Annotated in this window: 10 protein-coding genes and 1 pseudogene; 3 read left to right on the forward strand and 8 right to left on the reverse strand. The window is 72.2% G+C overall.

Features of this window, described 5'->3' with window-relative positions; translation table 11 throughout:
* Window positions 1–521: 521 nt before the first annotated feature.
* Window positions 522–986: pseudogene (locus H4W31_RS42845) on the forward strand (murein hydrolase activator EnvC family protein); the annotation flags it as partial.
* A gap of 140 nt (window positions 987–1,126) precedes the next feature.
* Here the strand turns inward: H4W31_RS42845 and H4W31_RS17385 are convergent.
* The 5 genes from H4W31_RS17385 to H4W31_RS17405 form a co-directional block, all read right to left on the reverse strand.
* Window positions 1,127–2,317 (reverse strand): aminotransferase class V-fold PLP-dependent enzyme, encoded by a 1,191-nt coding sequence (locus H4W31_RS17385; protein WP_192767618.1) that lies wholly within the window; start codon window positions 2,315–2,317, stop codon window positions 1,127–1,129.
* Between the two features lie 102 nt (window positions 2,318–2,419).
* Window positions 2,420–3,361, reverse strand: coding sequence for a tyrosine recombinase XerC (locus tag H4W31_RS17390; protein ID WP_192767619.1), 942 nt, complete (start codon window positions 3,359–3,361; stop codon window positions 2,420–2,422).
* Window positions 3,362–3,612: 251 nt separating this feature from the next.
* Window positions 3,613–4,860, reverse strand: coding sequence for a DNA-processing protein DprA (locus H4W31_RS17395; RefSeq protein WP_192767620.1), 1,248 nt, complete (start codon window positions 4,858–4,860; stop codon window positions 3,613–3,615).
* Window positions 4,857–6,377: a YifB family Mg chelatase-like AAA ATPase gene (locus H4W31_RS17400; RefSeq protein ID WP_192767621.1), complete on the reverse strand. Its 1,521-nt coding sequence runs from the start codon at window positions 6,375–6,377 to the stop codon at window positions 4,857–4,859. The genes H4W31_RS17395 and H4W31_RS17400 overlap by 4 nt, the downstream gene beginning before the upstream one ends.
* Before the next feature lie 202 nt (window positions 6,378–6,579).
* Window positions 6,580–7,047 carry an Lrp/AsnC family transcriptional regulator gene (locus tag H4W31_RS17405; RefSeq protein ID WP_192767622.1) on the reverse strand — a complete coding sequence of 156 codons (468 nt, stop codon included), beginning with the start codon at window positions 7,045–7,047 and terminating at the stop codon, window positions 6,580–6,582.
* A gap of 106 nt (window positions 7,048–7,153) precedes the next feature.
* On the opposite strand from H4W31_RS17405, the gene H4W31_RS17410 reads away from it, so the two are divergent.
* Window positions 7,154–8,062, forward strand: coding sequence for an SMP-30/gluconolactonase/LRE family protein (locus H4W31_RS17410; protein ID WP_192767623.1), 909 nt, complete (start codon window positions 7,154–7,156; stop codon window positions 8,060–8,062).
* On the opposite strand, the gene H4W31_RS17415 is transcribed toward H4W31_RS17410, so the two are convergent.
* From H4W31_RS17415 to H4W31_RS17425, 3 genes are all read right to left on the reverse strand, one after another.
* The gene (locus tag H4W31_RS17415) at window positions 8,050–9,084 is read right to left on the reverse strand and encodes a threonine aldolase family protein (RefSeq protein WP_225945565.1); all 1,035 of its coding nucleotides are present in this window, start codon (window positions 9,082–9,084) and stop codon (window positions 8,050–8,052) included. The genes H4W31_RS17410 and H4W31_RS17415 overlap by 13 nt on opposite strands.
* Window positions 9,085–9,333: 249 nt before the next feature.
* Entirely contained in the window at window positions 9,334–9,693 is a 360-nt protein-coding gene (locus tag H4W31_RS17420) for a YraN family protein (protein ID WP_192767625.1), read from the reverse strand.
* A 105-nt stretch (window positions 9,694–9,798) separates the two neighbouring features.
* Window positions 9,799–10,926: a DUF2332 domain-containing protein gene (locus tag H4W31_RS17425; protein WP_192767626.1), complete on the reverse strand. Its 1,128-nt coding sequence runs from the start codon at window positions 10,924–10,926 to the stop codon at window positions 9,799–9,801.
* A gap of 192 nt (window positions 10,927–11,118) precedes the next feature.
* Here H4W31_RS17425 and H4W31_RS17430 point away from each other — a divergent pair, with 192 nt between their 5' ends.
* Window positions 11,119–12,300: a hypothetical protein gene (locus tag H4W31_RS17430; RefSeq protein ID WP_192767627.1), complete on the forward strand. Its 1,182-nt coding sequence runs from the start codon at window positions 11,119–11,121 to the stop codon at window positions 12,298–12,300.
* The last annotated feature ends 193 nt before the right edge of the window (window positions 12,301–12,493 follow it).

A 12,493-nucleotide genomic window follows, 5' to 3' on the forward strand; every position in this document is an offset into this window, starting at 1 on the left:
TCCGTGGGCGTTTTCCACAGCGGGGGAAGTTGTACACAGGCCCGGGTCCGGAGGATTGCGGCGCGGGCCAGGGGAGGCGACTCTGCGAAGCCATGAGAAGAAGATGGCACCGCCGGACGGTCACGTTCCTGGTCTCGCTCCCGTTGTCGCTCGGTTCGGTCCCGGTGTCGGGTTCGGTCCCGGTGTCGGGCTCGGTTCTGGTGTCGGGCTCGGTTCTGGTGTCGGGCTCGGTCCTGGCGGCGGCTCTGGCCGGGTCGTCGGTGTTGCCCGGGTCGTCGGTGTCGGATCAGGCGTCGGTCTTGCCCGGGTCGTCGGTCTTGCCTGGAGTGTCGGTCTTGCCTGGGGTGTCGGTCTTGCCTGGGGTGTCGGTCTTGCCTGGGGTGTCGGTCTTGCCTGGGGTGTCGGTCTTGCCTGGGGCGTCGGTTCTGCCTGGGGCGTCGGTCCCGGTCTGGGCGTCGAGGTCGGTCGAGTCGTTGCGGGAAGCTGCTGTTCCGGTCGGTGGGGCGGTACCGGGCACCGGCATCGTCCGGGCGGCGGTGCCCGAACACCGCCGCACCGCGCCGGTGACGACCAGGTTCCGCTGGCCGCTGGACGGCACCCCCCGGGTGGTACGTCGGTTCGACCCGCCACCAGAGCCCTGGCAGCGAGGGCACCGGGGCGTCGATCTCGCCGCACCCGCCGGTGCCATGGTCCGTGCCGCCGGGCCGGGAGTGGTGCTCTTTGCCGGCATGGTCGCCGGCCGGCCGGTGGTCAGCGTGTCTCACGCCGATGGGCTACGGAGCACCTACGAACCGGTCCATCCCGGTGTCGTGGCCGGCGACCAGGTCCGGCCCGGAGATCCGCTCGGCGTACTCCTGGCCGGGCATCCGGGCTGCGTCGGGTCGGCCTGCCTGCACTGGGGGCTGCGCCGGGGCGACGAGTACCTCGATCCACTCCTGCTGCTGGGCCTCGGCCGGGTCCGCCTGCTGCCGGTGAGGTCCGCCCTGCCGGTGACGTCTGTCGTGCCGGTGACGTCTGTCGTGCCGGTCACGTCTGTCGTGCCGGTCACGTCGGTCGTGTCGGTCGTGTCGGTCGCGGCCGGGAGGCCGGTCGCGTTCCTCCTGCCGCCAGCGGCCGGGACACTCGGTCAGGACGGAGCAGCGAGCAGGGCCGGTAGGCGTTCGGCGAGCTGCTCGTACTCCTCCGCCCGGTTGTAGACCTGACCGGACAGTCGCAGCCAACCTCGGCCCTGCCAGGCGTTGACGGCGACCTCCGCCCCGAGTTCGTCGCCGATCCGCCGCCGTAGCTCCATCGCATCGTCGAGCGTGCTGGCCGTACCGGCCGGCAACGGGAGGAGCCGCATCGCGACCGTCGGCCCACCGGGATGGAGCAGATCGGCCGGCGCTATCCCGAGGGCCCGGCCGATCACCCACTGCCCGTACGCGGCCAGTGCCGCGTTGTGCGACCGGACCCGTTCGAGCCCGAGCGTACGCAGCGTGAAGAGTCCCACCGGCGCGGCGAGCCACGCGGTGTAGTCGAGAGTCGCCTGCCACTCGATCCGGGTGGGGAAGCCGGCGTCGTCATACCAGGAGACGGCGAGTGGCTCGATCCGTTCCCGCCAGCGGGGCGCCACGACCAGTGCTGCGGTACCGCGCGGCGCGTACCCCCACTTGTGCAGGTTGCCGACCCAGAAGTCCGCGCCGATCGTGTCCACCGGCAACGGCAGCATGCCGGGCGCGTGTGCCCCGTCGACCAGCACCGGAACGCCACGCTCCCGAGCCACTGCCACGATCGCCGCGGTCGGAAACAATCGGGCCGTCGACGAGGCGATCTGGTCGATCATGAGCAGCTTGGTGCGTCCGGCACGGATGCCGCTCCGGACGATCTCGATGATCTCCTCGTCGGTCGCGCCCAACGGCACCGGCAGGGTACGCCGGACCGCCCCGGTGCGGCGGACCTCCCGATCGACGGTGAGGGCGAACGAGCCGTACCCGTGATCCGTGCCGACCACCTCGTCGCCGGGCTCCAGCCGCAGTGACTGCAGGACGATGGCCGCGCCGATGGTGACGTTGCCGATCAACGCGGTTCCGTCCGGGTCGGCGCCGAGGAAGCCGGCCAGGTGTCGCCGAGCATGGGTGATCCGGTCGACCAGTCCACGGTTGAAGAACCGCATCGGATTGGCCTCGGTCTCGTCCCGCAGCCGCTGCTGGGTCCGTTGGACCCCGATCGGCACCGCGCCGTACGAGCCGTGGTTGAGGTGGGCGACGCCCGGGTCCAGGGAGAACAGGAGGCGGGCGCCGGGGATCGGGACGGGCGGCTGCGGCCCGGCGACGCTCATTCGATGATCGTATCCCGGTACGACCCAGGGGTCCGGCCGGAACATGACAACCCGGTCATCGCCGGGCTTGTGCCGGGCGGAGGTAGCCGGAGTCGTTTCCCGTCACGCCCGGGGATGTGCCTGGCGATACGCCGCCCGCAGCCGTTCCACCGAGACGTGGGTGTAGATCTGCGTGCTCGACAACGTGGCGTGCCCGAGCAGCTCCTGTACGGCCCGCAGATCCGCGCCGCCCTCCAGCAGATGGGTCGCGGCGGAGTGCCGGAGTCCGTGTGGACTGGTCCGGGGGAGGTTGGCGGCGCGGGCGTAGCCACCGACGATCCGCCGGACGACGGTGGGCTGGAGCCGCCCACCGCGTACGCCGAGCAGCAGGGCCGCACCGCTGGCCGGTACGGCGAACGTCGAACGTCCGAGCCGGAGCCAGTCGTCGAGTGCCCGCTGTGCCGGCAGCCCGTACGGGACCGTGCGTTCCTTTCCGCCCTTGCCCAGGACCCGGACCACCCGACGGGCGGCGTCGACGTCGCCGAGATCCAGGCCGCACAGTTCGCTGACCCGGATTCCGGTGGCGTAGAGGAGTTCGAGCACGACCCGGTCCCGGAACGAGGCCGGGGACGGATCGTCGCCGGGGGCGAGGACCAGTTCCGTTGCCTGGTCGGCGCGGAGTACGGCTGGCAGCTCCCGGTGTGCGCGAGGACTGGCCAGCGGGGCGCCGACGTCCGTCTCCAGTAGGCCGTTCCGGTGCGCCCAGGTGCTGAACGTACGGGCCGAGGCGGCTCGCCGGGCCAGCGAGGCGCGGGCGGCCCCGAGCGTACGCAGCTTCGCCAACCAACTGCGCAGTACGCTGATGTCCAGGTCACGAGGCTCGGTGCAGCCCATCCGGCCGGCGTGGTCGAGTAGCGAGACCACGTCGGCGACGTAGGCGCGGACGGTGTGGGTCGACCGGTTGTCGACCCGGGCGAGATGCCCGGCGAACTCGTCGACGCCGTCCCGCAGGGACGACGGCAGGGCCTGGTGAAGGGCACGGGTGCTGCGATCGGTGCGACTCATCACCCGTGACGGTGTGCTCGGTGTGGCGCCCTCGTCAAGAGGGCTCGCCGGAAACCGGCGTCAACATGCGCGTTGGATACCGGCGCGAACACGCTCGCCGGAAACCGGCGTCAACATGCTCGCCGGATACCGGCGTCGACATGCTCGCCGGATACCGCCGCCAAGAGTCCGAACACGTCCGACACCGTCAGGTGCCGGAGGGCGGCCTAGCGGTGCCGGCAGGACGGTCTACCGGTGTCGGACCGTCCGGTTCACCGGTTCTGAACCGGTTGACCGGCCGGGCCGCTGGATGGCCGGGCGGCTGCCGGTGCCAGGACGTATCCGTCGTCGCGGCGGATGACCAGCCCCAGTTGCTCCAGCATGGACAGCTTCCGCAGTGCGGTGCGTAGTTCGAGCCCGGCCTGTGCGGCCAGGGCGTCCGGTCCGAACGCGCCTCGTCGGGGTACCGACTCCAGGATCAACGCGGACTCGTCGTCCAGCATGTCCCGTGGCTGTTCGGGGCCACGGACCGGCGGGGCCAGGTCGGCGCCGATCCGCCCCACCTCTTCCAGGATGTGCGGTACGCCGGTGACCAGCCGGGCCTCGGGATGCTCGCGGAGCAGCTCGTGCGCCCCGACCGACATGGCGGAGGTGACCGGTCCGGGCAGCACCATCGACGGGTGCCGTAGAGCCAGCGCCCGGCGCAGGGTCTGGGTGGCGCCGCTTCGGGCCGCCGCCTCCACCAGCACCGTTCCGATCGTCGCCGCCGCGATGACCCGGTTCCGGGTCAGGAAACGGGGGCGCAGCGGCGCGGCCCCCGGAAGCCACTCACTGACCAGCAGGCCGACGTCGGCGATCCGGTCGAAGAGGGCGGTGTTCCCCATCGGGTAGGGCCGGTCGACCCCACAGGCGAGCACCGCCACGGTCAGGCCACCAGCGTTCAACGCGCCACGGTGCGCGGCGGCGTCGATGCCGAACGCCCCGCCGGAGACGACGGTCCAGTTCCGGTCGGCCAGACCGAAGGCGATCTCGGTGGCGACGTGCAGCCCGTACGGGGTGGCGGCCCGGGAACCGACGACCGCCACCGAGCGGTGCAGCGCCTCGTCCAGCGGCCATGCGCCACGTACCCAGAGACAGAGCGGTGGCGCGGTTTCCTGGTCGACCCTGCGGTCGGCGCTGGCCAGCGTCAGCCGGTTCAACTCCTGCACCCGTGTCGGCCACTCCTCGTCCTCGGGGGTGACCAGTCGCGCGCCCACCCGTTCGGTCTGCTCGGCGGCGATGTTCGCTGCCTCCCACGGATCCCCGGCGACGAGCCGGGACTCGACCCTCGCCCGCAGTTTCTGGTCCGCCACCTCCCCGGCGAGCAGGCGGCGCAGCGCGCCGACCGGCCCGAACCGCTCGACCAGCCGGAACACCGATCGGGTACCGGGTTCGACGAGCCAGGTCAGCGCGATCCGGGCCAGCCGCATCTCGTCCATCCCGGAAGACGTGCCGGAGGTTGATCGAAGTGGATCCGTCATGCCAGTCTCCCGGTTCGTAGTTGGGTCGCCTCGTCCACGTCGCCGAAGTCCGGTCGCTCTCGGCCGTCCAGGTCGGCGATCGTCCAGGCGACCCGGATCACCCGGTCGAAGCCACGGGCGGACAGGACGCCGCTGTCGAGCAGCCGCCGCAGCGTCCGCGTGTCGTCGGCCGGCAGTCGCCATCGGGGTCGGCGCAGCTGTGGCCCTGGCACCTCGGCGTTGATCCGCCATCCGCCGGCTGCCCAGCGGGCGGCGGCGGCAGCCCTGGCCCTGCCGACCCGTGCGGCGACCACCACGGAGGATTCGATGGTCAGCCCGGCGTCCATCAGCTCGGACGCGGTCAGGGGATTCAGCGTCACCTGTACGTCGATCCGGTCCAGTAGCGGGCCGGAGAGCCGGCCAAGGTAACGGCGCCGGGCGAGCGGCGTGCACTCGCAGGAGATGTCCCCGGAGGGCTTCGCACAGGGGCACGGGTTCGCCGCGATCACCAGTTGCACCCGGGCGGGATATTCCGTGCCGCCCCTGGCCCGGGTCAGGACGATCCGGCCGCTCTCCAGCGGTTGGCGCAACGCCTCGAGCGCGCCCCTGGTGTATTCCGGGGCCTCGTCGAGGAAGAGGACACCACGGTGTGCCAGCGACACCGCGCCGGGCCGGGCCAGCCCGGTACCGCCACCGACGAGGGACGCGATGGTCGCGGTGTGGTGCGGTGCCTGGAACGGCGGTCGGCGCAGCAGCCGGCCGTCCGGAGGTAGCAGACCGGCGATGGAGTGCAGCGCGGTCACCTCCAGCGCTGCCTCGTCGTCCAACTCGGGCAGGATCGAGGGCAGCCGCTCGGCCAGCATCGTTTTGCCGGCACCGGGCGGGCCGAGCAGGGCCAGGTGGTGGCCTCCGGCCGCGGCCACCTCCAGGGCGCGCCGGGCGAATCCCTGACCGGCCACGTCGGCGAGGTCGGGTCCGGGGTGGGCGGCGGGCGGCTGCCCGGCCGGCGGCTCCAGCAGCGGAGCGCCGTCCCGGATGAACGCGACCAGCCGGTGCAGGCTGTCGACGGCGCGGACCCGTACGCCGGGGACGACCGCTGCCTCCGCGGCGTTGTCCAGTGGTACGACCACCCGGGTTATCCCCGCCCGGGCCGCCGCCGCGACCATCGGCAGTACACCCCGGACCGGGCGTACGGCTCCGTCGAGTCCCAACTCGCCCAGCACTGCCACCCGGTCGAGTGGGGCCAGTGGCAGTTCGCCCGATCCGGCGAGCAACGCTGCCGCGATGGCGAGATCGAACGCCGACCCGAACTTCGGCAGCGTCGCGGGGAGCAGGTTGACGGTGATCCGGCGATTCGGCCAGCGCTGCCCGGAGTTGACGATGGCGGCGCGTACCCGGTCCCGGGCCTCGTTGAGCGCGGTGTCGGGCAGGCCGGACAGCACGACGGTGGGCAGTCCCGACGCCAGGTCGGCCTCGACCTCGACGAGATGCCCGGTCACGCCGACCAGCCCCACGCAGAGCACCTTGGCGTAGCTCATCGGGTGGACTCACGGGTCACGTCGTTCGGCACCGGCATGGGAACGACGGTGCCCCGACCAAGGGTGGCCCGAAAGACCGGTGGGCCGGACCTGTGGACAACCAGGGGTGCTGTGGATATCCGGACGATCAAGTGCTCACTGTGCTAGACGTACCGTCCAAGTGGCCGTCCGCAGGCAGTCCTGCCTGCCGGGACGGCTCCGGTCAGGCCGGCTCGGCCGGCTCGGCGCGGACGTCCAGTGGGCGCTCGAATGCGGTCTCCAGGACCACGATGGTCTGGGTTCCGGTGACCCCGTCGATGCCGAAGATCCGTCGGAGCGTCCCCTGTAGCTCCTCCGTGCTGGCCGTCCTGATCTTCACGAGCACGGACGCGGGGCCCGCGATGATGTGCGCTTCCTGGATCTCCGGCAGGGCCAGCAGCGCGTCGCGGGTCGGAGGGTCGCCCATCCAGGCGTTGGAGTCGATCAGGACGAACGACAACACGCCCCGGCCGACTTCGGCCGGCGTGATGTCGACCGTGGTGCGGCGGATCACGTTTCGCTCACGGAGCTTCCGGACCCGTTCGTGGGCCGCCCCGGCGGAGAGGCCGACGGCCGCGCCCAACGAGGCGTACGACTGTGTGGCGTCGCGCTGCAACTGGGCCAGCAGTGCCCGGTCCGTTCCGTCAAGCACATCCTGCTCCGCGTGTGATCTGGGACATCATCGGCTTGACCATACAGCATTCGGCGTACAGGCTGAATTCCTGAACTTTATCCTTTGCGCCCATTGGAGGTTCCTGGTGTCGGACGTCATCCCCGCGCGGTTCCACCTCGTCGACGAGCGGTTCGCGGACTGCAACGGTGACTACGTCGTCGAGCGTCTGCACACCGGCGCGCGGAAGGCGGAGGGACCGGTGTACTTCGCCGCCGGTCGCTATCTGGTCTGGAGCGACATCCCCAACGAGCGGCTGCTGCGGTGGGACGAGACGACCGGCGCGGTGGGGGTGTTCCGGCATTCGTCCGGGTACGCCAACGGCAACACGGTCGATCGCCAGGGCCGCCTGATCACCTGCGAGCAGGGCAACCGGCGGGTCACCCGGACCGAGTACGACGGCTCGATCACCGTGCTGGCGGACCGGTACGACGGCAAGCTGCTGAACAGCCCGAACGACGTCGTCGTACGGGCGGACGGCTCGGTGTGGTTCACCGATCCGAGCTACGGCATCAGCGACGACTACGAGGGCAACCGGGCCGAGAGCGAGATCGGGGCCTGTCACGTCTACCGGATCGACCCGCAGACCGGCCAGGTACGCATCGTCGCCGACGATTTCACCCGGCCCAACGGGTTGGCCTTCTCCCCGGACGAGCAGCGGCTCTACATCGTCGACACCCGGCAGGAGCCGAGCCACATCCGGGTCTTCGACGTCACCCCCGACGGCGGACTCACCGGCGGGGGCGTCTTCGCCGAGTGCGACTTCGGCCGCTTCGACGGCATCCGACTGGACGACGCCGGACGGGTCTGGGCTGCGGCCTGGGACGGCCTGCACTGTTTCGACCCCGACGGGACCCTGCTCGGCAAGTTGCTGCTACCCGAGTCGGTCGCCAACCTGACGTTCGGCGGGCCGAAGCGCAATCACCTGTTCATCGCCGCCTCGACCTCGCTGTACGCGCTCCGCGTCACCTTCGGCGGAGCCCGCTACCCGGACTGACCGCCGCCCGCGCCGGCCCGATCGAGCAACTCGTGCAGCAGCGCGACGACCTCGTCCGGGGTGAACGCCATGGCCTGCTCGCCCACGGTGATCTCGAAGCTCGACCGCCTCGGGTCGGATCCGGTCCGTACCCGGGCGAACAGCTGGGTGCCGTGCTCGGCGATCATCTCGGCTCCGGCCCGCTCGACCGAAGCCCTGGCCGCCGGCAGGTGCACGTGGAAGATCGGTGTCTGGGGCGGGTCGGGCCAGGCGAACGCCACCCCGTCCGCGTTGATCGCGCTGGCGATCGCGATAGCGTGGTCCCGGAAGGCCGGCATCCGGGGCAGCAGCGTGTCGAGCCCGGCGAGCGCGGCGAGCGCCAGCGGCCAGGCGTCGTGGATGTTTCCGCCGAGCCGGGTCCGCCAGACCGCCGCTTCGGCGATGGTCGCCGCGTCGCCGGCCAGGACGGCGCCCCGGACGCCGAGCAGGGCCTTGTACAGCGACACGTAGACGGTGTCGAAGAGGCCGGCGATCTCCGCGAAGGGGCGACGGTAGTAGGTCTGCGCCTCCCAGAGCCGTGCGCCGTCCAGGTGCGTCGCCGCGCCCCGGGCCCGGGCACCGGCCACCTGTGCGCACAGGTCCGTCCACTCGGGAAGCTGCCCGCCGATGTCGCGCTGCGGCAACTCCCAGACGACCGCGGCCAGCGGCTCACCGATCGCCGCCAAATCCGCGTCGGTCATCAACTGGTGGCGGTCGCCGGCCGGATGGAACCGGAGGCCGTGGACGGCGTTGTAGCCCTGGCCCTCCCAGACCTCCAGGTGGCTCTGCGGATGGGCGGCGAAACCGAGCCGGCCCCGACGTTGGGCGTGGATCCGGAGCGCGACCTGCTGCGCCATCGTCCCGGTGGGGAAGAACAGCGCCGACTCGGTGCCGAGCAGTTCACCGATCCGCCGCTCCAGTCGGGCGACCGGCCCGTCCGGACCGCCCGGCGGCGTCTCGTCGTCGACCTGGTCGAGCAGTTGCCGCAGAACCGCCCGGGGCATCCGGTGAGTCGGCGCGTGGAGGAAGAGCGAACGCCGGATCGGAGAGGCCGCCGCCGTCCCGGAGACCGGGGTGGGAGGGGTGGAGATCGGGGCGGAAGGGATGGGGATCGGGGCCGAAGGGATTGGCATCGGGGTGGGACCGGGGTCGGACGGAGGCATGAGCAGGAGTCTGATCTTGTTGCCACAGTTTGGCAACAAGGGCGTCCGGATGGTGTCGACGGCACCCGGTGCGGCGTCCGGGGCCCCGGGTCAGAACGCCGCCTTGAGGTGCTCGACGCGGGCGGCACCGGCCCGGGCGGGGTAGACCTCGACGATGTCGAAGCGGATCTCCCCGGCGTGCACGTCGCCGGCCGCCAGCCACTCGGCGGCCAGTCGGCGCAGCCGTCGGGCCTTCCTGCCGACCACCGCGTCGGCCGGTGTGCCGAAGGCACCGCTCCGTCGGGTCTTCACCTCGCAGAAGGCGAGGACGTCGCCGTCCCAGGCGATGATGTCGATCTCGCCGTGGGCACACCGCCAGTTCCGGGCCACCACCCGCAATCCGGTCCCGACCAGGTGCCGTACGGCGCATCGTTCGCCGTACGCGCCGACGGCCTCGCTCGCCGCTGTCATGGAACGTAACCGTGCCCTCGATCCCGGCCCGGCATAAGCCCCGATCACGAAACTGTGGATATCCGGCCGCCCTGTGGACAGTCGGACGATCATGCATCCGAACTGCTATGGGCGGGCCAGCCACTCCAGCCACTGACCGTGCGGACCGGTCCGGGCCAGGACGTCGACGCTGATCCGGCCGCTCCGCCAGGTGACCAGGGTGAGCAGACCGACCGAGAGCACCCCGGCCGGACCGGCCGCCGCCGGGCGGTGGTCCTGGAAGAGTTCGGCACCCGCCTCGGACGCCTCGTTGAGCAGCACCGTCAGGTCCCGTCGCGCCCCCACCTCCGCCAGTACCGCCACCAGTCGGCGTCGGTCGGGCTGGCCGAGGTACGTCACCGCGTTCGAGGCGAAGACGCACGGCAGGGCGTCGTCGGCCACGGTGGACAGCACCAGGGGCAGGGTCTCTGCCATGTCACCGGCCACCATCCGCAGGTCGTCCCGGCCCATCTCCGCCAGCGCGGCGTCCAGCCGATCGAGCCGGTCCGTCTGCTCCGGCCAGACACAGGCCCGCAGCCAGTCCGTCGCCCGGCTGTCGCTGGCATCGATCGGCGCCAGGTCGATCCCGGTCCGGGCGACCACCAGCGGGTCCACCGCCGCCGGCTCCGGCCAGGCCGTGCCGCGTACCTCGCAGGTCATGGTGAGAGCCGGCGGACCGCCGGCCGGACCGTAGGTCGCGGTCCGCCCGTCGGAACCGAGATACCGGCACGGGTACCGGTCGGTCCGGAGCAGCAACCCGGCACTGGCTCCCAGTTCGACCAGGTGCAGCGGTCGCTCCGGCCACAGCTCGGCCACCCGGCCGAATCCGGGACGGAGCAGCGCGGCCCGGTTGGCCTCGTTGGTCTGTGTGCTGCGGGTCGCGCAGAGCTGGGCGAGTTCGTCCCGGCGCGTCTGCACCAGGTCGGCGAACGCGGTCGCCAGGCCGGGACCGATCGCGCCGTACCCGCCGAGTCCTGGCAGGTACTCCGCGAGCGGATGGCCGGGCGCGGTGGTGCGGAGCAGGTACTGCACCGCGGCGAAGAAGAGGATCGGCCGACGTTGTCCCGGGCCCGCCGCCAGCAACGGGGCCGCCAACTCCGGACGGTCGGCGACCACCTCGGACAGGAACTCGTAGCGGGGGGAGTGACCGTGGAACTCGTGCCGGGCGAAGTGCTGGAACAACCGGGCCAGCCGAGCCTGCTCGACGGTGTTCATGGCGGGAAGTATGGATCTGACGCCGGGACCGGCGCTGCGACGACGATCACCACCGACCATGGGAGTCGACCGCCGCCGGGTGACCGGTCACCCCTTCACCACGCTCGTCAAAACCGGAATATCCGCTGGCAAGCCGGCATCTGGGTCAGGCAACTGGCGAGCAACCACGCAGGTCACATAGCGTGCCTGGCCGTGGACCAAGAACGCAGCTTCCCGGAAGAGCAGGTGCCCGGCTGGCGGGCCGGTGATCGCGCTTATCCCGACCAGCAGTGGCGTGGCGTTGCTGAGGACCGCTATTCCGGCGCCGATCCTCTCGCCCCGACGCAGCCCGGTGGTCCGGTCCCGAACGCACGGTACGGCCAGCCCTCCGATGCCGGCCCCGAGCGGTACGGCCAACCCTCCGACGCCGCCGCCGAGCGGTACGGCGCCTCGGCCGGCGCCTCGCTGGAGGTGCCGCTGCCGGGCTTCGGCCTCGCCGGGTCCGGAGCCGAGCCCGGCTATCCGTCGGCTGACTGGTCCCGGGACGCCACCGAGCGGGGCCGGGGTTCGGCCACCGGCCCCGACGGCGGGTCACCGGGCCACGCCGGGCCCGGGGCACCCCTGCACGGCGGAGGTCCCGACCCGGCCGGCGGTGTGTACCGGATCCCCGCCGGTGGTGGCGTCGACGGCGGCTCGGGCCCGCCGTACGGCGGCCACGGAACCGGCCGGCACGGTACGCAGCCCGCCGACCCTGGCCGGCATGGTGCGCCGCCCGCCGACCTGGGCCAGTCGCCGCCGTCCGCGCCGGATGCCGGCGGGTCACCGGTGGGGGCGGATCCTGGGCGCTCACCGTTGTCCGGCTATCCGATCGTGCAGCCCGGGCGGGGCGCCGAGCAGCCCGGACCGCTGGACCAGCCCACCAACCTGGTGCCGCAGGTCGAGGCGCGGCCGGGCGGGGGTGGTCCGCTGGCCGGTGGCGACGCCGCCGGTTTCCACACCGAGGCGATCGACCGGGCGGCGCTGCGCCGTCCCGTCGCGCCGGCCTCGCCGGGCCACGGCGAGCCGGGCGGTGTCGGTCTGGCCGGTGCCGAGGGGGTCTACCGGAGCCGTCGTCCGGGGCTGGCCGCGATCCTGGCGCTCCTCACGCTGGTCTTCGAGGTACCGGCCGTCCGGGTACTGCTCGACGGGGCGGTCGGCAGTCCGGTTTCGCCCTCCGCGGTACTCGCTGGGGTCTTTCTCGTACTCGGGTTGCCGATCTTCGCCGCTGGGCTCTATGGGCTGATCACCAATGCGGCGACCCTCGGCGACCCGGCCCGTGCCTGGCTCCGGCCGCCGACCGGGTACCTCACGATCGGGCTGGTGCTCTTCGTCGCGGCGGCGCTCGCCACGGGCTGACCCGGCCCGGCAGGGGCCGACCACGGCCCCGGCCCAGGGGGGCTTGACCACGGCCCGGCAGAGGCTGACCACAACCCGTCCCAGGGGGCTTGACCACAACCCGGTCCAGGGCTGACCACGGGCCGGATGAGGGCCGGGGACGGGCGGGCGTGGACCCGACCGGGCAGACCGCCGGTAGCGTCGGAACGAGTGC

This window comes from Plantactinospora soyae, from assembly GCF_014874095.1.
Taxonomy (GTDB): domain Bacteria; phylum Actinomycetota; class Actinomycetes; order Mycobacteriales; family Micromonosporaceae; genus Plantactinospora; species Plantactinospora soyae.

Bases quoted from the DNA above. Each gene is read 5' to 3' on its own strand.
- H4W31_RS17420 (WP_192767625.1), bottom strand. From the start codon at position 9,693: ATGACAGCGGCGAGCGAGGCCGTCGGCGCGTACGGCGAACGATGCGCC.
- H4W31_RS17390 (WP_192767619.1), bottom strand. From the start codon at position 3,361: ATGAGTCGCACCGATCGCAGCACCCGTGCCCTTCACCAGGCCCTGCCG.
- H4W31_RS17400 (WP_192767621.1), bottom strand. From the start codon at position 6,377: ATGAGCTACGCCAAGGTGCTCTGCGTGGGGCTGGTCGGCGTGACCGGG.
- H4W31_RS17415 (WP_225945565.1), bottom strand. From the start codon at position 9,084: ATGCCCCGGGCGGTTCTGCGGCAACTGCTCGACCAGGTCGACGACGAG.
- H4W31_RS17425 (WP_192767626.1), bottom strand. From the start codon at position 10,926: ATGAACACCGTCGAGCAGGCTCGGCTGGCCCGGTTGTTCCAGCACTTC.
- H4W31_RS17395 (WP_192767620.1), bottom strand. From the start codon at position 4,860: ATGACGGATCCACTTCGATCAACCTCCGGCACGTCTTCCGGGATGGAC.
- H4W31_RS17385 (WP_192767618.1), bottom strand. From the start codon at position 2,317: ATGAGCGTCGCCGGGCCGCAGCCGCCCGTCCCGATCCCCGGCGCCCGC.